Below are 23,200 nucleotides of genomic sequence, written 5' to 3' on the forward strand. Positions count from 1 at the left end.
AAATAAGAAAGGCTGATACTAATTATTTATATCAAACTCTGGCATATTGTCCGCATTAAATGGCAAAGCCTCAAATGCCTGCTGACGATACTGCGCCATATGCTCACGGTCTTTGCGACAAAAATCTGCAATCGCGGGTACAAAACGTGGATCATAAATACGGTGCAACGAGTGCGTCGTCGTTGGGATAAAGCCACGAACCAGCTTATGCTCCCCTTGCGTACCCGGATCAAAATACTTCAGACCTTGCTCAATGGCAAACTCGATACCCTGATAGTAGCACAGCTCAAAGTGCAAACTGTCGTACTCACCTAGCGCCCCCCAATAACGTCCATATAAGGTCGCATTATTATCAACATCACCATCAGACTTGTCGCTATCAGCGTTATCGTACAAGAACAGACTGCTAGCAATAATTTCACCATCACCATTGAGTGCTTGTGCCAGCATCAAATGCTCAGGCATGCTCGCTGCCAACGCCATAAAAAAATCTATCGTCAGATAAGGCTGTTGACCACGCACCGCATACGTCATCACATAGCAGTGATAAAACGCTTTCCAATCACCATCGGTAATATCCGCTCCACACTTACGCTGACAGCTGATATTTTGCTCAGCAACTTTGCGACGCTCCGCACGGATCGTTTTACGTTTTTTGGCTTTTAGCGTCATTAGAAATGCATCGAAATCTACGAATGGCTGACTGTCTTGTAGCAAGTCTTTATTTTGCCACAAGAACTGACAGCCTTGACGCTCCAATATGGGCATCTCAATAGCAGTTGGCTCTAAGCTATTATCTTGGGCGGCTAATGCCTGCTCTATATCGATATCTGTCGGCAGCGCTGCGGTCGCGATAGAGGCGAGCTCAGGCGTGACAAACAGTCCATGCCAGCTGGATGCGCCTACTTGTTGAGCAATATCATCAACACCTGCGATAGCTGTTTTTATCACTTCTTCACTTAAGGTTTCGCCTGTGGCCAACCATAAGCGCTGACCCGTAATCGGTGTATAAGGGACGCTACTGACCAATCGCGGATAATAATTAATGCCGTAGCGTGCGTAGGCTTCCGCCCATGCATGATCAAACACGAACTCACCTCGATGATGACCCTTTATAAATACGGGTAATACCGCAACAGGATGCAATGCACTTCTTTCTACACCGCCTATTGCATTGCCATTACTGTCTTCTTTATCATTGCTGTCGTCGCTATCAGCATAATTGGCGACACGGTGCACCAAAATAAATATTGGCAACCAACCTGCCTGCTCACCTATTGCACCCGTGTCTGCCAGCGCTTGCCAAAAGGCAAATGACATAAAGGGCGTATCTGGTGTTTGCCAGTCTGCTTGGCTCTGCCAACTGGTATCATTAATCAGCGCGTATTCTAAACTCATACTGTTTGTCATTATTATAGTCGCTATATATTTATCGATAACCGATTGATTAGTGACCTAGCCTAGCAAATTTTTGATAGTTTGCTGTCACAATTTGCAAAAATTCATCTATATGCAATAAAAAACCACCTACTATAATAGAGGTGGCTGTGTTTTATAATGATGCTTATATCCTACTCTCCATCTCATTATAAAAGCCAATGAAAAGACAGTAGTTGCATGGAAAAGATGATATCGAAGCTGATGACTGGTAGAATAAGGTTGTTATTAGCTTAATATAATTCAGATACATAGGATATGAGCGAAAACAGTATACTTAGTTCATTATACAAGATTGACATCATAGCCGATTTATAGTGGATTAACTATAATATGAAGTCAGCAGTTCACCTTCAAGCCCTTTTGTATAGGCAGTCAAAGCATCGTACTGTTTTAAGAAGCCTGTTTGATGAACGCTAATAGACGTGCGTAAAAGAAAAATTTAAATGGTCTCCAATATTTCTGAGACCACATATGATGTACTTGATCTAACCACATAGTTCGTTGTTGCATAGTATCATCCGACGATATTCGAATTTATGTGTACGTATTATTTTTAACGACAACTAAAGGGATACCCGATTACAATGTCAAAAATTATCTATACAAAAACTGATGAGGCCCCTGCTCTAGCAACCCTTTCATTCTTGCCTATTGTTGAAGCGTTTACCAAAACGGCAGGGATTGCTGTTGAGACAACTGATATTTCTGTTGCAGCGCGAGTATTGGCTGAATTCCCAGAATATTTGACGGAAGAGCAACGCGTACCAAACAATTTGGCTGAGCTTGGTCGTCTGACACAAGATCCAAACACCAACATCATTAAACTGCCAAACATCAGTGCTTCTGTGCAGCAGCTTAAAGCCTGTATCAAAGAGTTGCAAAGCAAAGGCTTTGCATTACCTGATTTCCCAGAAGATCCAAAAACTGACGAAGAAATAGAACTTCGTCGCCGTTATGGTAAAAGCTTAGGTAGCTCGGTTAACCCTGTACTACGTGAAGGTAACTCAGATCGCCGCGCCCCTAAAGCCGTCAAAAACTATGCTCGCAAGCATCCGCATTCTATGGGTGAGTGGAAGCAGTGGTCAAGCACGCACGTGTCACACATGCATGGCGGTGACTTCTATGATGGCGAGCAATCTATCACTTTAGATAAAGCTCGTACCGTACGTATGGAGTTGTTACTTGATGACGGCACCAATAAAGTCTTGAAACCTAAAATCGCTTTGCTTGATAAAGAAGTGATTGATTTAATGGTTATGAGCAAGCAGTCATTGCTAGACTTTTATGAGCGTGAAATGGAAGATTGCCGCGAAGCCGGTATTCTGTTCTCACTACACGTAAAAGCCACGATGATGAAGGTGTCACACCCTATCGTATTTGGTCACGCGGTTCGTATCTACTACAAAGAAGCCTTTGCAAAACATGGCGCTACGTTTGACGAGCTAGGCATTAACGTCAACAATGGCATGGCTGATTTGTTCGACAAAATTGCAACTTTGCCAGCCTCAAAGCGTGAAGAGATCGAGCAAGACTTGCATGCTTGTCAAGAGCATCGCCCACGTCTGGCTATGGTTGATTCTTCAAAAGGCATCACCAACTTCCATTCTCCAAGCGACATTATCGTAGATGCATCAATGCCTGCTATGATTCGTAATGGCGGTAAAATGTGGGGCGCCGATGGCAAACTGTATGATTGCAAAGCCGTTATGCCTGAATCTACCTTTGCCCGTATTTATCAAGAAATGATCAATTTCTGCAAATGGCATGGTAACTTTGATCCAACGACAATGGGTACGGTTCCTAACGTTGGCTTGATGGCACAAAAAGCAGAAGAGTACGGTTCACATGACAAGACTTTTGAGTCAAGCAATGCTGGTATTGCACGTATTGTTGATGTAGATACTGATGAAGTATTACTCGAAAAACGTGTTGAAAAAGGTGATATCTGGCGCATGTGTCAGGTTAAAGATGATCCTATCCAAGATTGGGTGAAACTGGCTGTTCGCCGTGCGCGCGAATCAGACACGCCTGTTATCTTCTGGTTAGACCCATATCGTCCACATGAAAATGAGCTGATCAAAAAAGTTCAGACATACTTGAAGGATCATGACACTACAGGTCTACACATTGAAATCATGTCACAAGTTCGTGCCATGCGTTATACCCTAGAGCGCGTTGCTCGTGGTCTAGATACTATCTCTGCCACTGGTAACATCTTGCGTGATTACCTAACTGACTTGTTCCCAATTCTAGAGCTAGGCACTAGTGCCAAGATGCTATCAGTCGTACCACTAATGAAAGGTGGTGGTCTGTTCGAAACAGGTGCAGGTGGTTCAGCTCCGAAACACGTTGAGCAGCTCGTAGAAGAAAACCATTTACGTTGGGATTCATTGGGTGAGTTTTTAGCCTTGACCGTATCTTTGGAGCATTTAGCCGAGAACGATAACAATGCTAAAGCCAAAATATTGGCTGACACGCTAGATACAGCGACAGAAAAACTGCTGTTGAATGACAAATCACCATCACGTAAAACAGGTGAATTAGATAACCGTGGTAGTCACTTCTATCTGGCCATGTACTGGGCTGAAGAGCTAGCAGCGCAAGACCAAGATAGCGAGCTAAAAGCACAATTTACACCATTTGCGCAAAAGCTTAAAGACAGCGAAGAAGCTATCGTCAAAGAGCTGAACCAAGCTCAAGGCAAGCCTGTGGACATCAAAGGCTACTACTATGCCGACGAAGAATTGGCTAAGAAAGCCATGCGTCCAAGTGCTTTGTTTAACGAAACACTGGCATCGCTGTAATTTCTAAGCGATTGCACTTAGACAGTTAAGCTTAGTCGCTGTTGGGGTTTATATCCAAGAGCGATTAAGCAAGTTTAAGTCTTAGTAAATAAAACACCTCAACTGCCTTAGGACGTTGAGGTGTTTTTTATGGTCTTTAACAGCATATCCAAGTTGTATTGGAACGATTGTATTGTAGAGCCCTGTCTGGGTGCCGTCATACAGCCTACGCCCTCAATCACCTCAGCAAAAAACATGAGTGGCCCTGTGAACAATAGAAAAACACTTTATAATAGACGCTTGTCTTAATTAGAAAAATATATAGTATTCCAAAATATGAAAGATCTATCAAAATATAGATGAAATGGAAGCCCTTAGCTCGTACTGCCTTACTTTTGTAGCAGGACGCAGTATATCTAGAGCGTGTGCTCATTTTTATTTTGAATGTTAGGGTGTATCATCATTTGGATAGTAAGTAATACTGACTCATTTATATTTAGGAAACAGCTGTTTATGTCGACCTCTAGTCTCGTACTATTCAACAAGCCTTATGGCGTGCAAAGTCAGTTCAGAGATGACAGCAATAACAACCACACCACGCTATCTGAATACTTTACGGACAAATCATTGCGGATAGCAGGCAGACTTGATGCAACCTCAGAAGGCTTACTGATTCTGACTGATGATGGTCGAGTAAATAAAGCAATTACCCATCCACCCAAAGCCAATGCTGGTCGCAAACAAGGCAAGACGTACTTAGTACAAGTTGAAGGCATCCCTACACCTGAGCAGCTTAGTAAGCTCCAAAAAGGCGTGATTCTCAAAGATGGCAAAACCCTGCCTGCTGAGCTTAAACATGTCAGTGAAGATGAGTTACCAATGCCGCTCTGGCAACGTGACCCACCGATACGTGAGCGTAAAAGTGTGCCAGATTCATGGCTGATGCTGACGATATATGAAGGTAAAAATCGCCAAGTAAGGCGCATGACCGCACATGTGGGGCTGCCTTGCTTACGTTTGATACGTTGGTCAGTTGCAGGTTTTGAATTAAGTAACTTAGCAGTTGGTGAGTCTATACGAATTCATTTGGATAGTGAGCGCTGTAAGCAGTTAGGGATATTCGGTTAATCTATAGTTAATCCTCTATAAAAGAGTGACAGCGTTAACCTCGCTTGAAGTATCCCATAGACATCTGCACTCGGTTGCCTTGACTCACTTTTAAACTGAATCAACTATATAGCATTTTTTGTCTATAAATTAGTTAGCTTACGACCCATTAAACATAGCGTCTCGAACGGGTAAGGTTTATCTGCTAAGCTTCGGAACATGAGTGATTGTCTGTAACAGGTCTCATTCATTTATTATTAAATTTTTATTCTAGGAATACATCATGATTGCTTCTCATCGTTTTTTATTGTTGGCCACCAGTATTTCTGCTGCGCTCATACTGAGTGCCTGTCAGCCGACAACAGAAAACAATGAAGCGACCACTGACGAAGAAGTCACCACGCCAGTGACTGATATAGCAGAGACTCAAGATGAAGCCGAAGTTAATGACTTAGCGGAAAATGAAGACATCATTGACGAAAGCCAAATGACTGATGTGCTCAAAGACTATACAAAATCAATGACTAGAATGCATGATGAAATGATGATCGGCATGGGTTACAACGACCCTGACACTGCCTTCGCCAAAAGCATGCTTGGGCACCACCGTGGCGCGATAGATATGGCAAAAATTCAGCTGAAATACGGTACTGATGAAAAAGTACGTCAGCTCGCCCAAGAGATTATTGACGCTCAACAGATTGAAATCGATATTTTGAATAAATGGCTTGCCAGCCACCCTGATACAGCCAAACCTAAACCTAATACTGAGGCCATGCAACAGGCCTATGCTAGAAGTATGGATGTCTTGAATGGTGAGATGGTATTAGGTATTGCCGATCCTGTCCCTGACATGGCATTCACGCGCGGCATGCTACCGCATCATCTGGGCGCAGTAGAAATGGCAACTATCCAGCTGAAATATGGTACTGATGAAGAGATGCGTCAACTGGCGCAAGATATCATCGACACTCAGCAACCCGAAATCAAACGGATGCAAAATTGGATTGCAGACTCTCAAGCAGATGAAAGCATAGAAGATGAACTTGGTGAAGGTGAAGTAGACGCAAAAACTGAAACACCTGACTCTTAAAGACTGAGTTACTTCTGATGTTTGAAGAAAACCCCAAAGTATACTGATAGTGTATGACGCAAAACCTCTGCTAAATATGATCATTTAGCAGAGGTTTTTATTTTCTATGAATGCTCAAACTAAATACTTAAGCAGAGTGGCTAAAATCGATAACCTTAAATTAGTGTACTTAACTCAATACACTTAACGCTGATAACGCTCTATCGCATTAAGCCACGCTTGCCAGCTCGCATTACCTGAAGAATTCTCATCACTGGCTCTTGACGCTATATCATCTTTTGCTAAGTGCAAACTTACTTTATGCGGAAATGCTTTTTCATTAAGATCATTCTTACTATTATCAGCACTGGCTGACTGTTGTACTTCCATAGCTGCTTTCGGCAGTACATTGACACATATCAACTCATCACGGCGGAACAAGTAACATTCAACGTTATGTGCTGCATTGCTAAGCGATGCCAACTGCTTGCTATCTGCTTTAATGCCGTCAATCGCCATAATGACATCATGTGCTGAAATCCCAGATCTGGCAGCCGCACTATCACGCTGTACTCGATTAACCTTTAGTCCGGCAGGCGTTTCAGTACAACGCATACCCCACGGCACATGCTTATCAGCGGTCTCTTTTGTATTGGTACGCATGTTAGTACCATTGGCAGCCAACAGCGCTTCAATTGGTAATTCTTCAACACCGTTGACATAGCGATGCTCAAAATCCTCCCAATCCGCTAATGGCATAAACTGCCCAATGACCGCACCCATATCAGCACTACTGATGCCAACACGCTTGTTATCGTTTTGCTTGGCTTGAGTATAAAAGGCCTTGACCACATCAAACAGACGATAGCGACCAGCGCTCTTTTGTAGCAGCGTCAAATCCAAACATAACGCAACCAGTGCCCCTTTATTGTAATAGCTAATACCCGCATTACCCGTATTTTCATCATTACGGTATAACTTAATCCAAGCATCAAAGCTCGACTCTGCGACACTCTGATACGCACGCCCAGCGGTTTGATAGTAACGATTGATTTGTTCCGCTAACAGCTTGAGATAGCTTGATTTGTCAATCACACCTGACGCTTGCAACATAAAGTCATCGATATAAGACGTAAAACCCTCAAACACCCAAAGTAACGGCGTGAAAGCCTCACGGCGCAAATCAACCTCTAGCATGACATCAGGGCGTACTGTTTTGACCCACCATGAATGAAAATACTCATGGCTGCATAAACCTAAAAACCGCTGATAATCTGTGCTTGGTATTTTTGGCTCATTGATACTTGGCAAGTCACGGCGCGGGGTAATCAAGCTGGTAGAGTTGATATGCTCAAGGCCACCGTAATCTTGACCACTGGCAAAAGTCATAAACGTATAATCACTAAAAGGTGCGTCACCTAGCCAGTCTAAATACGTCTGGCAAATCTGAGTGATATCTTGCTGCAACCTACCCATATTAGCATTGTGCTTACCAGCAAGGTAAAAACTATGGTGTAGCGTCTGATGTTCGTTATCTTGAATAATAAAATCAAACTTATCTTGTTCTGCGATTTCAAAAGGATAGTCGATCATCTCGTGATAGCTATCTGCTTGTAGCCCATAAGCATGCTGACCATCAAGTTTCAAATGGGTAGATTTCAAACCAGATGCCAAAACGACACGCGCTTCTTCTTTGTCTGTAAAAAACGCGGCCGGGACGATTAAGCTCATATTGACAGGTGTATGCTCTTGTCCCTCAACTGCTAAGGCAAGCGAGGTGAAATTGCCGTATAAGCGCTGCTGATCCACGTAAGCAGTACGCACAGATAGGTCATAACAGTACACTTCATAGTGAACCTCTACTGTCTGCCCTGCCTCTACTTGAGGTAGCTGCCAAGTATGTTTGTCTATTTTCTGCGCACGATAAGTCTTAAGTGGTGTGTCACTATCTGTTGTTTGGCTAGTTGTTTTGCTATCCGTTGCTTGACCATCTAACACCTGATAGTGAACGGCGGTGATGTTGCGGGCAAACTCACGCATCAGATAACTACCCGGTATCCATGCTGGCAACCAAAGCTGAGGAGAATTAGCCGTTGCTGTAAAGCTCAGCGACACATCGATCAAATGCTCAAAGAAACGATCAAAATTGAAGCGATAATTGATATCAGCGATTACGTTGGCATTGTTAGTACTGTCATTTTTGGTATTGCTATCTATGAGTTGGTTATTCGCAGTAGTGGTAACGGAAGTCATTGTCTTTTTCATCCTTGTTTTTATCATTATGTTAGAAGCCCTTACTCAAAAACGCAACCGCCAAACCACGAATACCCAATAGCTCACTCTAAACTGCTTAAAACAGCGTTTATTTTAATAAAATGTGACATTTATTGAGATTAAATGGCATTTTTTCTTGTTTTTACCTTGAAAGTTATATGCGCCATCTCAATTAAAGATGCTAACTGCTAAAGTTACTTTAATAAACTGATGATAATTGACTCATGACGTGGCTATTTGGCCTGCTAATTGGATTTTTTAGGTTTATTGCAACCGTATTTAATTTTTTACACAGATATATTTAGGATAATTTATGACTACTATCGCAAAAGATACCGCCGTCAAATTCAATTACACACTAAAAGACGACGAAGGCAACATTCTTGACCAATCACCAGAAGGTCAACCACTTGCTTATTTGCATGGCCATAGCAACATCATCCCAGGCCTAGAGCAACAGCTAGAAGGTAAATCTGCTGGCGAACAAGTCAATGCAGTTGTTGAACCTGCTGATGGCTATGGCGAGTATCAAGAGCAAGCAGTACAACACGTACCACGTGACAACTTCCAAGGCGTTGAAGACATCCAACCTGGTATGCAGTTTCAGTCAGAAGCTGGTGGCCAAGTAATGCTAGTTACTGTTACTGCTGTAAGCGATGAAGAAGTAACCGTTGATGCCAACCATCCATTGGCTGGTAAGCGTTTGACGTTTGATGTTGAAATCCAAGAAGTACGTGCAGCAACTGAAGACGAGCTAAACCATGGCCATGTACATGGTGCTGGTGGCGTTGAGCACTAATCTCTTCTAGAGAATAGCAAGAAAGGATGAGGCGGTAAGTCACTAATGTGACTGTTGTTTTATCTAAAAAGGGTCAGTAGCTATCGCTACTGACCCTTTTTTGCGCCTACAGTTTATAAAAAATACTGCTGAGACTGTGGCCGTTCAATAGGTCTTCAGCCAAAATCTATCAATTACTATCCTGCAGACGTAACAAAGCCGCATAACGACAAGCGTTGTGCGGCTTTTATCACTAACCATCCATGTCATCGTTATAAGATACCTAATCCCGGGGCATCTTGTAACTATTCGGGCATCCAGCCCTATCATCCCTAACCAGCAAACCACCTATCCTTGATGCGACTTGTAAGATACCAATCCCTAGTACCAATGAACCTTTTCGTTCAGCCGTGCCGTACAGTTATAATCGCAGATTGCCCCATGGTTAGTAAGAGGTATAAACGTCAATCCATGTAAGCATATGCTTACATGGATTTGAATAATACATTTTTGCCATTCACAGCACTGTTGCTTATAGCTTCTCTTGAGGACTAAGCAACGCTTTCGGTTCAGCGCTCAGCATGACATAAGCGGCTTCATTGATGAAGGCTTCGTCTTCAGGTAACTCTGGACGTTCACTAGCCTTCATGCGACTGCGTTCTTCAAATTTTGCATCCATTGCCGCTTGATAAGTATTCCAATTGGCATAAGGACGCTCACCAGTTGAGATAAGACGTTTGTTTTCAGCTTCCAACGAACGTTTTTCAATCAGTTGCATTTTGGCTCGGCGACTATTGATATCGAGCTGGATAGGTTTTTTCTCATCTTCCATATCGCGAATATCATTTAGCGCTGATAAATAAACAAACTGTGGATTTTGCTCTTGACGGATTTTGGATTGCTGATTGAGTGTCGCTAATGTATCGTTGGTAAACTTGCCTTCAGGCTTATAAGGGGCTGTTTTGATAGTATCCCACGGTAAGGCTTTTTTCTGTGCGCGCTCACCAAAGGTAGCATCATCATAGATATTGACCAGTTCAACATCAGGCACCACGCCTTTATTCTGCGTACTACCGCCAGTAATACGATAGAATTTACGCTGCGTTAAAGTGGCTGAGCCTAGCGCCAAACTATCCAATTGAATTTGGGCAGAGCCTTTACCTGTCGTCGTACTACCGACAACCAGACCACGACCATAATCTTGAATAGCAGCCGCAAATATCTCACTGGCTGACGCAGATGCTAAGTTGGTAATGACCGTCATGTTGCCACTATAAAGTTGCTCACCACCATCATCGTCACGGTAGACTTGAATATTGCCGCGATTGTCACGAATTTGCACCATCGGCCCGCTCTTAATAAAGAAGCCAAGCATTCTAGCGACTTCATCTAATGAGCCACCTGGGTTATTACGTAGATCGACAACCAAACCATCAATATTTTCTTTATTGAGCTCCTTTAGTGCTTTTTCGGTATCGATACTGACGCTACGGTAGTCTTCACCGTTACGGCGGGCTTGATAATTCAGATAAAAGCTTGGAATCTCAAGCACACCGATACGTTTTGGTGTTTTATCAATATTAGGACGCTGCACTTCTACGACACGATGAGTAACACCTGACTCTTCTTGTTTAATAATATCACGGACGACCGTGACGTTACGGGCGCTAGCATCAGGAGTATTAGGCTGTCGTACTTTGATAGTCACTGAGGTTCCGCGCTTACCACGAATCAAACTCACAATCTCACGCGTTGACCAGCCAACCACATCGGTCATGGTTTCACCGTCTTTTGCGATACCAACGATCAAATCATTTGGCTTGATTTGTCCAGATTTAGCCGCTGGACCGCCATCTACTAAAGTGACAATGCGAGTATAATCTGGGTTTTTACGGTCTGGACGGATAGAAACGCCAATCCCTTCTAGTTGTAGACTAGATTGAATTTGCAGCTCAGTTGCCTGAATCGGTGCATAGTAATTGCTGTGTGGATCGTAAGTCAGCATTGCTGTATTTAGGACCGTTTCCATGATCTCATCATTGGTAAGGCGTTTTGACTGCTCTTGCTGACGCGACAAACGGTTTTGTAAAATTTCGCTCGGGGTACGCTGATCATTGCGAACCAAATCTTGTCCACGCGTAATATCTGGATTGCTTAAAAACACTTCCTCTTTAGCTTTTTCGTCTTCTTGACCCAGTGTGATACTCATTAAACTAAACTTTAACTGGCGCGCCCAATAGTCACGCTGCTCTTTTTTGGTTTTGAAATGATTGAGTTTTTCACGATCAAGTACGATGGTGTCTTTGCCAGTCAAATCGATCTTCGTTTTTAGCATTTTACTTGCCATCGCAAAATACTCATTTGAACGTTTGCGATATCGCTCGAAAACATATACGCCTGCAGATAAATCACCCTGTTTGAGACGAGCACCGAAGTCATCGGCATATTTTTTCTTAAACTCGTCGACATCAGACTGTAGAAATAGCGTATGGTTTGGATCAAGGCTATCAATATACATAGATAGAATCTCGCTACCCGTTTTGCTGTCGAGCGGCTGATTCAGATAATGACTACGGTCCAGCAATGCCGCTACTTGGCGAGTGGTGACTTTTTGTTCGGGAGTTTGCACGAAGCTTTCAGTGTTGGTATCGGCGACTGCCGTTCCATAGCTCTGGGTAAGAATAATACCGGCGATGCCCACTGACGCTGCACTGAGTAACCACTGTGCTGGTTGTTTTTTCATCATATATCCCTAGTTATTTTGCGTTAATAATATTATTTGTTTTATAAAGATCAAAAGTGCTTAAATATCTCGCTACCTATAAATTTCATTTCTTCTGTACGTTAAAATATTTGTTACTGATAATGCTTGGTAGACATCTTACGATTACAGCGTTCTAATAATAGCCTCTAAATTTCGTCAAAAACTGCCAATATAATGTTCAAATAGCCTTCAAAATCAATCAATATTATCATGAGCATTATGGTTCGACTGTCTCAAACTGTATAAGCAATATTACACGCTACACCTGCACATACCAAACTTTCTATGATATTTGTTGTGCATCATTATTTGGACGTATTGGTACTGCTCTAATGGCTATCCAAAAATTGATTTGAGTCGATACCTGTGCCACATTATGCTCAGTTAATAATAGCTGTCATAATAAGGTAGTTCTGATTCATCACCTTCTACTTTTAGCATTACCCATCATATAACAATATATAACACCATAAGGATTACGCAATGTACGGCGTCTTAATGATTGATATCGATAGTACCGCACTGACTGCTGAAGATGTTAGTTTACTCAAACAGGCACAAGTTGGCGGGGTAATTTTATTTGCTCGAAATGTAGCAGATGCTGCGCAAGTGCGAGCCTTGTGCGATGACATACGCTATCACAACCCTGATATATTAATCGGTGTCGACCAAGAAGGCGGTCGGGTCGCGCGTCTGCGCAATGGCTTCACCCCTTTGCCAGCGATGGGCAAGCTCGGTGAATTATTCAACCAAGACCCTAGCCTTGCGCTGAGCCTTGCTTATGATTGTGGCTATCTAATGGCGACAGAAGTATTGGCCGTGGGTATTGACCTCAGTTTTGCACCAGTGCTTGATAGAGACGGCATCAGTCAAGTCATTGGCGATCGCAGCTTTCATAATGAGCCACAGGCGATCACTGCCCTAGCGACACAGTTTATGCGCGGCATGAAAACGGCAGGCATGGCAACCACAGGCAAGCATTTTCCAGGACACGGTGCGGTTGCGCCTGATTCACACGTGGCTGAGGCCATCGATACACGTAGTTTTGATGAGATTATGAATAGCGATATGCAGCCTTTTGCGCAAACGCTCACATCGCTTGATGCGTTAATGCCTGCCCATGTTATCTTTTCGCAAGTCGATGATAAGCCAGCAGGATTTTCTAAAATTTGGTTAAAAGACATCATTCGTAATCAGCTTGATTTTGATGGTGTCTTGTTTTCTGATGACCTATGCATGGCAGGTGCCAAAGCAGCGGGCGATGTCAGCGCACGTGTAAAGGCGGCAATAGAAGCAGGATGTGACATTGCACTGGTTTGCAATGATCGAGTCGCCGCACATGAAGCGGCTCAAGCAGCGCAAGACCTCCCTTATCCCAACCAAAATCGCATCAAAACGATGTGTGGCGACATACCAGTATGGCAAGGGGACCTTGAATCTACTTGCCAGCAGTTTGAGTATTGGCAACAGGCCAAGCAAAATGTGACTCAGGCCTTTTTTAGTCCTCAATCTGATGGGCAAACACCTAATAGTACCAATGCACCAAAAGACCCTACTGACTATAAATAGCCCTTTATCATTTATAAATAACAAATTTAATAAAGTAAAAAACCGCATCTTAATCAAGGTGCGGTTTTTTATTATTAATAGTACTTCAATCGAAATAATATCGATTAATTGGCTGGATCTACTGCCGTACCCTGAATCGCATCATCACTATCAGGCAATACATCATCGTTATCACTGTCCAGTGGGTTCAAGTCTGGGTCAAGCGCATCATTACCAATAATCATTCCATCGTTTGCACCAGTAGGTTGATCGTCAACGACAAACTCAATACGGCGGTTATGGAAACGACCTTGTTCGGTTGAGTTATCAGCGATAGGTTCTGATTCGCCCATGCCTTTTACTGTAAGCTTATTGGCATCAACACCTTTAGAAACCAAGTACTGTTTGACAGATTCAGCACGCTCAAGAGACAACTTGTTATTATATTCGTCCGATGCTTGACCATCTGTATGACCGACAATCATCAGTTTTATATCCGGTGCTTTGCTAATAATTTTAGCAGCACGGTCAAGCAACTCTTTATTGACCTCAGGAAGTGTCGCGTCATCTACAGTAAAATTGATAACCTGAATACTTAGCGCACGAGCCACATCACTTGGATCGGGATTGTCACCAAGATTTTTCATAGCATTGTTTGCAGCGAATAGACTACTCTCTATCTCATTTTTTAAGTCTAACGGTCTTTCCGCTTGTACCTTCATGGCTGGAGCAGCGGCTTTTAAGTCAGCGATTAGCTGGTCCAGTGCTAGTACATCAGACGTATTAACGGTGATAGTATCGCCTTCGATCAGCATACTCGCATTTGGTACATTTTTGAGAATAGGCAAAATGGTCGTCAGCTGAGCTGTGGCTGGCATATCTATCGCAAATTTATCATCGACATCAGCACGGCATTTATTGGCTTCATCACCAAATGCAGCCGTGAGTGCATTCATCATGTTGGTCTGCAACGTCTCATCACCCACACGCATACGGCAAGCATATAATTCACTGTTTTCATCAGTAGCAATACGCAATGAAGCAAGCTCTACATTGCTGACACCAGCGACTTGCTGCGCCATCGCTGGTGTAGCAACAGGCTCAGGATTTTCTTGGCAACCACGTAGTAAGGCCCAAGCCAATGCACCCAAAATAATCAAGCCAATAATTGGTAGCAGCGCTTTCAAAAAGCTGTCTTTTGGCTCGTCTTCATGTGGCAATGCTTCTGTAGTCGCTGTCTGAGAAACAGGCACTTCAACCGCAGGCTCAGCGGCCAAGGCACTGACAGGTAAAACAGCGCTTGCCCATGTAGGAATATGATGCTGATAGCTGTCTAGATTATCATGTAAAAATTGTGGTACAGGCGTGGTACCTGCCAAGCTTTTTATTTCATGAAAAGCAAGTGGCGCGGCCATAGCAATGAGTCCGCGAGAGGCTGTCGCATCGACATTGTGTTTGCCTGCCAGCTCACGAGCGATTTGATCACGTTGCGAGCTGTCTGTCCATACACGATCATAGAACTCTTGATCATCACGAGTAATACTCTCATTGGCAAAACGGTCATAGGTAGCATTATCCGCTAGGCGGGCAGCAAAAATAGCGTAGAACTGCTCAAGTAGATTTTTTTTAGCTGGGCTACGATCATCCTCCAATACTGCCGGACTTACTGTTCGGGTCAAATGACTGGTAATATCCATAATATAACTCCCTATTTATTAATACCTGATTATAGGCTTAAAATACTTAAAAATATTGTTAGATAAGATTTTGATGACAGATAAAAGCTATAACGGTCGGTGTCATTATTGCTGTATTCAGTTTTTCATTATTATAAAAGTATTAAATCAGCTTTAACAATCAACACGTTGTTGTGCGAATGATACGTTAGGTAATGTCGCCACTGTCACATATAAACCTATCACACACAATATCCTATATCACACAGCACCTTAGATAAAAAAATGGTGGTACGAGAAACTCATACCACCACCTCATACTGCTTATCTGCCTAAATTGTTAATCCTAAAGTAAAAACAATCAAACATCTCTTGTTATCAAACTTACTAGTTTCTGACTTGGGCAGGCTCAGCTATAAAAGAGGTACCCGCCAAATCATCTAATTCTGATTCTGAAATAGGGCCTGATGGGCGGTTATTCATCGGTGCATTGTTGGGAATATTGCGAGTATTATTAACAGGCTCATTCATAGCATTATTGTTCATGCCGTTATTAGGGACTGGCACCATACGATCACCTGTATTGTCATCTGCTGCTTGGAACTCTCCAGACCCGCCGTTGCTATCACCGTTACCATACTGATTATTTAAAGCAGCCTCATCGTTTGCAAACTGACCGCCCATCTCATTCATTCCTGACATACCGTTCACGTTATCATTGTTGCCATTATTACCATTGTCAGGTAATGGCAGTGGCTCCTTGCTATCTACTATCATCGCTGGCGCCAACGTGCGGATATCCGTAACCAGTCGTTGTAATAAAGTACTATCTGGCGCTGCTAACGTGAGGCGATCATTCTGCAATTCCAGACGTGCAAATGGCACCGCTCTAAGCATGTTTAAAATATTAGGCAGCATCTCTGTCGGTAGATTTGCCATACTATTGGCGACGCCTGCCCGCACTGTCAACTCACAAGTGCTTGATTGCTGACCAAAACTGGTATTGAACGCTTGTTGCAATGCACTCTGTAGCGCTTCATCACCCACGACAGCGCTACAGCTAGTGAGTCCCCCGCTGTTATCCATTCCCACGATGAGCTCGACCGGTGTCAATACTTCTACAGGTGGCGTAGGTGCAACGACGGCAGGTACTGTCGCAATTGGCTCCACAGGTGGTACGTTGTTTGGCTTGATTAGTAGCGCCCAAGCAGCCAGTGCCATAGCAACAATCGCGAGGACTAATAAAAACACCTTTACCAATAAATCATTGCGTTGATTACGAGTGCGTACTTTTGCTCGCTTGATGCTACTGTTTTCTGCCAGATGATGTGCTGATGGGTTGACATGAATGGTATCCAAGTTAGGACTCAGGTCATCGCTTTCTTTCTCTGTCTCAGCGCTATCTATATCAGCTGCTGCCATTGCACTGATTGCGCTTGTCTCTACATTGGGCTTATCAAGTTTACCTAAAACGTTATCAGTTTCTAATACAGGCCTTACTTCCGCTATGGTTGTTGAACCTGCCTCATTGTGCAGACTTGAATTGGCGGCAATAATAGGTGCTGACCATATCGGTAAGTACTGACGCAGCGCCGCCTGCTCACCCTGCAAAAATGCTGGCAAAAACTGTCCATTGGCCAATATTTTTAGCTCACGATAAGCGAGTGGTGATGAATTGATAAGTAACTCTGCTGTCATTGATTCATCAATATGATGCGTAGCGGCAAGCTCTTGGATGATAGTCTGCTGCATTTCATTATCTTGCCATAGCTGCTTAAACAATGTCGTCTCTGTGCCATTGTTGCTCGCCAGCAATTGATCAGTGCGAAGTAATTGCGAGTAAACCTGAGGCAATGCTAGGCGTGCGGCTAAAATGGCATAAAACTGCTCAAGTAGACTGACATGCGCCACGCTATCTTTGCTATCACTCTGACCTAATACAGCTGGGGTAACGGTTTTTTCTAACTGGTCGATAATACTCATAGATTATTGCCTCTTTCGGCCTTCGCTTTATACGTGTAAAAGAATTGAGTGTTGGTTTTAATTTTAATTTTGTCTACTAATGACGTATTCTTAGCATATTTCTATCATTGATGAGACTGTTACCATCAGCTCTACTTACTATCAATCATCATTACTATTAGTACTAGTTACTGTCATTATACGAAGCATTACTTATTCTGCCTGATACATTGTTATATTATTCACTATAACAGCCTGAAAATGCATTGTTTTGTCACACAATAAGTTTTCGTATCATCATAACTACTGTTAGTATGACTTCATTATTAATATTCGACATTTAATCATTAATTATTGGTCATATGTAGGTTTTTACTCAGCCGTAACGCTTAGGCTTTGAACACTGCCAGCATTTATAATACTGCCATTTATAACATTGTCATACATCAGGCGCGGCCTAAGGATTTTCCTTTGTTCAATCATACGACCCTTATCATTATAATTACCGTTATTATCAGCTTATTAGCATGGCAAAATAAAGCGTTATTCAATCGACTTATTTTTTATCCACCAGCGGTAAACAATGGTCAATGGGATCGTTTTGTGACGCATGGTTTTATTCATGCCGATAGTATGCACTTGCTTTTCAACATGTTCACCTTGTACTTTTTTGGTCGCGCGATTGAAGGATTGTATCGGTCATTCTTATTCGGTTATGGTTTTGTGGTGTTCTACATATTGGCCATCATCATTGCGATGATTCCAAGCTACCTTAAGAATAAAAAAAATGCCAGCTACTTAAGCCTTGGTGCTTCGGGCGGTGTATCAGCAGTATTGTTCGCCTTTATTTTGTTAGCACCGTGGGAAAAAATCTATCTATTTGCGGTCATTCCTATCCCTGCTATCTTATTTGCAGTCGCTTATGTCGCTTATAGTATATATGCAGACAAACGTGGTGGCTCCAATATCAATCACATGGCGCATATGTGGGGTGGTGCCTTCGGAGTCATAGCGACGATTGTGCTAGAGCCACGGGTGTTATCACACTTTATCAATGCGTTATTATCTCCTAGCTTCTAAATAGACAGCTCTTGGATTAGAGATAATAAAACAGCAGTGGTACAGGGCTACTCTCAACGACCATAACTTATAACGATAGTAGCTTCTAACAATAATAGCTCTTAACGATAGTAGCCTTCTGAAATCATTACAGAGAGTCGTTATCCTAGCCTTGTCAGTTTCGTATTCTTCGACTTTTTTATATTAAGATTTGATAGTTAATTATGATTATAGATATTATCGGTGATATTCACGGCTATGCAGATAAACTGGTCGGCCTGCTGCTACAGTTAGGGTATGTTCATAATGGTGAGTGCTTTATACCGCCAGCAGGTCATCGAGCGCTATTTATCGGTGATTTAATCGACCGCGGGTCGCAGCAGGTGGCGACATTAGAAATTGTCTTTGCGATGCTAGATGCTGATGTGGCTGATGCAGTGATGGGCAACCATGAATACAATTCGCTGGCTTTTGCCACCCCTAATCCTGATAGTCCTACCCAATATCTGCGTTCGCACAATGATGTGCACACACGTCAACATGAAGCATTTTTAGCCGAATTACCATTTGGTTCAGAGAGCCATCAATATTGGCTACAGCGATTATATGAAATTCCATTATGGATTGAAACGGACTATGCTTGCTTTGTGCATGCCTGTTGGGATGTAGATAGTATGGCGGTATTAATGCCATTATTGACAGATAACAACTGCCTAACCCCATACGGCTTAATCGCCACTGCCAAAGAAGATACCGCACAGTTCGATGCATTAGAGCGGGTATTAAAAGGTGTAGAAACACCACTGCCTGATGGTTTGGTCATGGTCGATAAGGAAGGTACTGAACGCTCACGCGTGCGGGTACGTTGGTGGCTTGATGAATTAGAGTCGCGCACACTGCATGAGATTTCACGTGCGCCTTCATCAGCAATGGCTCAGATACCGAAAGATGCAATGGCCGAAAACATCGATTTTGCATTAAAGACGCACAAACCTGTATTTGTTGGTCATTATTGGCTCACTGGCATGCCCGAGCCACTGAGCAATCAGGTCGCTTGTACTGATTATTCAGCAGCAGTAGACAGTGGTTATCTTACCTGCTATCAGCTCGATACCGAGCAGCCGCTACCATTACAAGCCAGCAACTTCATACAATATCGCCATGATGAAAATATTCATATAAACCCATAATATTGGCGATATTGACGCATCTATCGTATTAAACCGTAAACTTGGCTTTACGAAGGCGGCTAAATTTTTGTATGATGGTCTTTTTGAGGATATCAAAGCATGAGCACCACATCGGCAACTGTTACTACTGTTGAGCAAAACGGACCTATCACCTCTCCTGCTGGTCAACCAAAAGTTGGCATCATCATGGGCTCACAGTCTGATTGGGCGACCATGAGCGCCGCTGCACAATTACTAGCAGATTTCGATATCGCTTTTGAATGCGAAGTAGTCTCAGCACATCGTACGCCTGATAGACTATTTGATTATGCCAAAAATGCGAAAGGTAACGGCCTACAAGTTATCATCGCTGGTGCAGGTGGCGCGGCGCATCTGCCCGGTATGTGTGCCAGCCAAACACCACTCCCTGTCTTTGGTGTTCCTGTAAAATCCTCTATGCTTAGCGGTTGGGACAGCCTACTGTCTATCGTACAGATGCCTAAAGGCATTGCCGTTGGTACTTTGGCAATTGGTGCTGCTGGTGCTTATAACGCTGCCCTGCTTGCTATTCAAGTCTTGGCCTTGCATGATGACACGATTGCTACTAAGCTAGATCAGATGCGACAGTCTCAGACAGAGACCATTCTTGCCAGCCCAACGCCAGGTATTATCAAAGCCTAGGTACACATAGACTGGCTAGCTTTTATAGCAGAGTTTTTAATGTTGATTGAACATACCTGAATATTGGTAGCCAAAAAATAAAAGCTTTCACACTGTGTTCTTTAAGCAAGTCCGATTAGATATAAGGTGCATACAGTGCACCTTTTCCTATTTTCACCCATTGATTTTTAGATTTTAATGTACAAAAACCTTATTCACTTTTATTCAAAGAGCCTGCCATGACTACAGCAAACGCTTATCCTGTTACCCAAACCATTCGTACCATCGGTATTTTAGGCGGTGGTCAGCTTGGTATGATGCTTGCCGAAGCAGCCATGCCCCTAGGCTACCAATGTGTATTTTTGGAAGACAGTGCCGACTGCCCTGCCAGCCTATACGGTCGCGTGTTTCATAGCGAGCAATTAGAAGCATTTATCGAAGCCGCTGATGTTTTTACTCTCGAGTTTGAAAACACGCCGACGGCGACTGTTGAACAGCTTACTGCCTTATCAAAATCTGGTAGCAAGCAAGGCATGTTTCCACCATTGATTGCGCTAGACATCGCTCAAGATCGCTTAAAAGAAAAGCAGATGTTTAACTCGCTTGATATTGCCACCGTACCCTTTATGGCTGTCAATTCTGAAGCTGAGTTGAAGCAAGCTTGTGATGAATTAGGATTGCCTATCGTTCTAAAAACCAGCCGCGGCGGTTATGATGGTAAAGGTCAGTTCGTCATCAAACAAGACAGCGATATTAAAGCCGCTTGGCAAGAACTCAAAGACGCAGTCACTGGAAAAGGCTCACTCACACCGACGCCAGCACCATTAATTGCCGAAGGATTTATTAACTTTAGCCGTGAAGTGTCTATGATTGCGGCACGTACACAAAACGGTCAGGTTCGTTGCTATGACTTGGTTGAAAACCATCATCACCATGGTATTTTAGCCAAAACCCAAGCCCCTGCTGTTGGAACTAGCCATTTGCTTAAGCAAGCAACTGATGCTATTACCACCGTCATGAACCATTTAGACTATGTTGGTGTCATGGCGCTGGAGTTATTTGTGACCAAAGACGAACGCGGTAATGATGCATTACTTGCTAACGAAATTGCGCCGCGCGTACATAACTCTGGACATTGGAGTATTGAAGGGGCTATTACCAGTCAGTTTGAAAACCATATTCGCGCAGTCGTCAATCTACCATTAGGTGATACGGATAATGTACACCCAGCGATTATGCTCAATATCTTGGGTCAATATCCTGATATCAGCGCCGTGCTAGATATCGATGGTGCGCACTATCATAGCTACCACAAAGAAGAACGTGACGATCGTAAGATTGCGCATATTACTTTGATGCCGAATGATGTGGCTGATTTAGAGCCTGCTTTAGCCAAGCTCGTTGCCACTCTACCTAACAAGATGGGGCTTGAGAAAAAACCTTCTCCAATTGATAGTCAGCCGAAAATGGAAGTGAATCTAACCGCGACTGAAACTGACACTGCTATAGAAAATACAGAACTCAGTATTGAAGACAGCCAGTCAGATAAAGCTATCAATGCTAAGTCGAAAACAGAAAAGGCTAAGAAATAATGCAGATTTGGGTGGATGCGGATTCAGTACCATTGATAGCCAAAGACTTGATTATCAAAACGGCTGAACGCACACAAACCATGGCGATATTCGTCGCCAATCAGTCGATTAAACTGCGCAAGTCACCACTGCTCACTATGACAGTGGTACCGTCAGGGTTTGATAAGGCCGATGATTATATCGTTGAGCAAATACAGCCAGGCGATCTGGCCATTACTAGCGACATACCGTTAGCCAATGATATTTTGGACAAAGGTGGCATGGTTTTGACCACTCGCGGTGTGATCTACGATAAAAATAATATCAAGCAAAAGCTCAATATGCGTGATTTTATGGATACCATGCGTGGCACTGGCGTCTTGGAGCTACAAGAGATGAGCGGACAGAAGCCTTACGGTGACCGCGATAAAAAAGCGTTTGCTGATGGATTAAATAAACTGGTGCGCTAACTTCTAACATTAACCAGACATTTTTCATTTGGTTTTTTACCATGCTAACGTCCATTATTAGCAATACCTATTTTATTTCTCCCCTTGCAAACCCTATACACTATATAACCAAACACTATGCAAACGGCACGCTTCATAACGAAGCGTGCTGCCTATTCTTGTTACGCTGTGTTCAGTTTTTAAATAAAGATAACGTAAATAAAAATAGGAATGACGATGAAAATTTTAGTAATTGGCGCAAGTGGTCGAGTAGGTACTGATTTGGTTAAGCAGTTATTGGCTGACGACCATCAAGTGATTGGTACTACCCGTCAGGAAGAAAAACTATTTAAAGACGATAATTATAGCCAGTTAGATTTAGACATTACGGCTGAAAAAGACTCCATTCAAAAGCAAATCGATCAAGATATTGATGCTGTTTATTTTGTTGCAGGGTCAGGCGGCAAAGATGTCTTAGAAGTAGACTTACATGGTGCGGTTAAGACCATTCAAGCGACGCAAGACAAAGGCATCAAACGCTATATTATGCTCAGCACAGTATTCTCGTTAGATACCAGTAAATGGGATAAAATTGCCGACTTAAAAGAATACTATATCTGTAAACACTATGCTGACCAATGGTTAATCAACAACAGCACTTTGGACTACACCATCGTACAGGCAGGCGCACTAAAAGAGCGTGAAGCCACTGGCAAAATTACTGTCAATAATGACAGCTCAGGCGAAAATTCGATTGAAGATGTCGCTGCTACTTTGGCAGCTGTATTAAAGGCAAACAATACTATAAAAACCGTCTTTAGCATGCAAAATGGTGAGGCAGCCATTGATGAAGCTATCGCAAAGCTATAATCATTGAAGCAAAAAAGC

Annotated in this window: 16 protein-coding genes; 11 read left to right on the forward strand and 5 right to left on the reverse strand. The window is 43.0% G+C overall.

Annotated features, from left to right (window positions below; translation table 11 throughout):
• Positions 1 to 18: 18 nt before the first annotated feature.
• Positions 19 to 1,398, reverse strand: a complete 1,380-nt coding sequence (locus AAEY75_RS06400; RefSeq protein ID WP_352259134.1) for a GNAT family N-acetyltransferase — start codon at positions 1,396 to 1,398, stop codon at positions 19 to 21.
• Positions 1,399 to 2,024: 626 nt separating this feature from the next.
• On the opposite strand from AAEY75_RS06400, the gene AAEY75_RS06405 reads away from it, so the two are divergent.
• The 3 genes from AAEY75_RS06405 (at position 2,025) to copM (ending at position 6,423) form a co-directional block, all read left to right on the forward strand.
• Positions 2,025 to 4,244: an NADP-dependent isocitrate dehydrogenase gene (locus tag AAEY75_RS06405; RefSeq protein ID WP_352259136.1), complete on the forward strand. Its 2,220-nt coding sequence runs from the start codon at positions 2,025 to 2,027 to the stop codon at positions 4,242 to 4,244.
• A gap of 492 nt (positions 4,245 to 4,736) precedes the next feature.
• Positions 4,737 to 5,351 (forward strand): pseudouridine synthase, encoded by a 615-nt coding sequence (locus AAEY75_RS06410; protein ID WP_352259138.1) that lies wholly within the window; start codon positions 4,737 to 4,739, stop codon positions 5,349 to 5,351.
• A 262-nt stretch (positions 5,352 to 5,613) separates the two neighbouring features.
• The gene (gene copM / locus AAEY75_RS06415; protein WP_352259140.1) at positions 5,614 to 6,423 is read left to right on the forward strand and encodes a CopM family metallochaperone; all 810 of its coding nucleotides are present in this window, start codon (positions 5,614 to 5,616) and stop codon (positions 6,421 to 6,423) included.
• Positions 6,424 to 6,606: 183 nt separating this feature from the next.
• Here copM and AAEY75_RS06420 read toward each other — a convergent pair whose 3' ends face one another.
• Positions 6,607 to 8,655: a M61 family metallopeptidase gene (locus tag AAEY75_RS06420; RefSeq protein ID WP_352259141.1), complete on the reverse strand. Its 2,049-nt coding sequence runs from the start codon at positions 8,653 to 8,655 to the stop codon at positions 6,607 to 6,609.
• Between the two features lie 334 nt (positions 8,656 to 8,989).
• Here AAEY75_RS06420 and AAEY75_RS06425 point away from each other — a divergent pair, with 334 nt between their 5' ends.
• Entirely contained in the window at positions 8,990 to 9,475 is a 486-nt protein-coding gene (locus tag AAEY75_RS06425) for an FKBP-type peptidyl-prolyl cis-trans isomerase (protein WP_352259142.1), read from the forward strand.
• A gap of 511 nt (positions 9,476 to 9,986) precedes the next feature.
• On the opposite strand, the gene AAEY75_RS06430 is transcribed toward AAEY75_RS06425, so the two are convergent.
• Positions 9,987 to 12,197 carry a carboxy terminal-processing peptidase gene (locus tag AAEY75_RS06430; protein ID WP_352259143.1) on the reverse strand — a complete coding sequence of 737 codons (2,211 nt, stop codon included), beginning with the start codon at positions 12,195 to 12,197 and terminating at the stop codon, positions 9,987 to 9,989.
• Positions 12,198 to 12,701: 504 nt separating this feature from the next.
• On the opposite strand from AAEY75_RS06430, the gene nagZ reads away from it, so the two are divergent.
• The gene (gene nagZ, locus AAEY75_RS06435) at positions 12,702 to 13,787 is read left to right on the forward strand and encodes a beta-N-acetylhexosaminidase (RefSeq protein ID WP_352259144.1); all 1,086 of its coding nucleotides are present in this window, start codon (positions 12,702 to 12,704) and stop codon (positions 13,785 to 13,787) included.
• A 104-nt stretch (positions 13,788 to 13,891) separates the two neighbouring features.
• Here the strand turns inward: nagZ and AAEY75_RS06440 are convergent, their stop codons facing one another.
• Together AAEY75_RS06440 and AAEY75_RS06445 are read right to left on the reverse strand one after the other, a co-directional pair.
• Positions 13,892 to 15,463 carry an OmpA family protein gene (locus AAEY75_RS06440; RefSeq protein WP_352259145.1) on the reverse strand — a complete coding sequence of 524 codons (1,572 nt, stop codon included), beginning with the start codon at positions 15,461 to 15,463 and terminating at the stop codon, positions 13,892 to 13,894.
• A gap of 366 nt (positions 15,464 to 15,829) precedes the next feature.
• Entirely contained in the window at positions 15,830 to 17,425 is a 1,596-nt protein-coding gene (locus AAEY75_RS06445) for a hypothetical protein (protein WP_352259146.1), read from the reverse strand.
• Between the two features lie 450 nt (positions 17,426 to 17,875).
• Here AAEY75_RS06445 and AAEY75_RS06450 point away from each other — a divergent pair, with 450 nt between their 5' ends.
• From AAEY75_RS06450 to AAEY75_RS06475, 6 genes are all read left to right on the forward strand, one after another.
• On the forward strand, positions 17,876 to 18,484 hold the full coding sequence (locus AAEY75_RS06450) for a rhomboid family intramembrane serine protease (RefSeq protein ID WP_352259147.1): 609 nt from the start codon (positions 17,876 to 17,878) through the stop codon (positions 18,482 to 18,484).
• Positions 18,485 to 18,687: 203 nt separating this feature from the next.
• The gene (locus tag AAEY75_RS06455; RefSeq protein ID WP_352259148.1) at positions 18,688 to 19,653 is read left to right on the forward strand and encodes a metallophosphoesterase; all 966 of its coding nucleotides are present in this window, start codon (positions 18,688 to 18,690) and stop codon (positions 19,651 to 19,653) included.
• 99 nt (positions 19,654 to 19,752) lie between these two features.
• Positions 19,753 to 20,313, forward strand: a complete 561-nt coding sequence (gene purE, locus AAEY75_RS06460; RefSeq protein WP_352259149.1) for a 5-(carboxyamino)imidazole ribonucleotide mutase — start codon at positions 19,753 to 19,755, stop codon at positions 20,311 to 20,313.
• Positions 20,314 to 20,531: 218 nt separating this feature from the next.
• On the forward strand, positions 20,532 to 21,884 hold the full coding sequence (locus AAEY75_RS06465) for a 5-(carboxyamino)imidazole ribonucleotide synthase (RefSeq protein ID WP_352259150.1): 1,353 nt from the start codon (positions 20,532 to 20,534) through the stop codon (positions 21,882 to 21,884).
• A complete protein-coding gene (locus AAEY75_RS06470) occupies positions 21,884 to 22,333 on the forward strand; it encodes a YaiI/YqxD family protein (protein ID WP_197099776.1) in 450 nt (149 codons plus the stop codon). The genes AAEY75_RS06465 and AAEY75_RS06470 overlap by 1 nt, the downstream gene beginning before the upstream one ends.
• 216 nt (positions 22,334 to 22,549) lie before the next feature.
• Positions 22,550 to 23,182, forward strand: coding sequence for an NAD(P)H-binding protein (locus tag AAEY75_RS06475; RefSeq protein WP_197215794.1), 633 nt, complete (start codon positions 22,550 to 22,552; stop codon positions 23,180 to 23,182).
• The last annotated feature ends 18 nt before the right edge of the window (positions 23,183 to 23,200 follow it).

The sequence above is a fragment of the Psychrobacter sp. TB55-MNA-CIBAN-0194 genome, assembly GCF_040309505.1.
GTDB classification, from domain to species: Bacteria; Pseudomonadota; Gammaproteobacteria; order Pseudomonadales; family Moraxellaceae; genus Psychrobacter; species Psychrobacter fozii.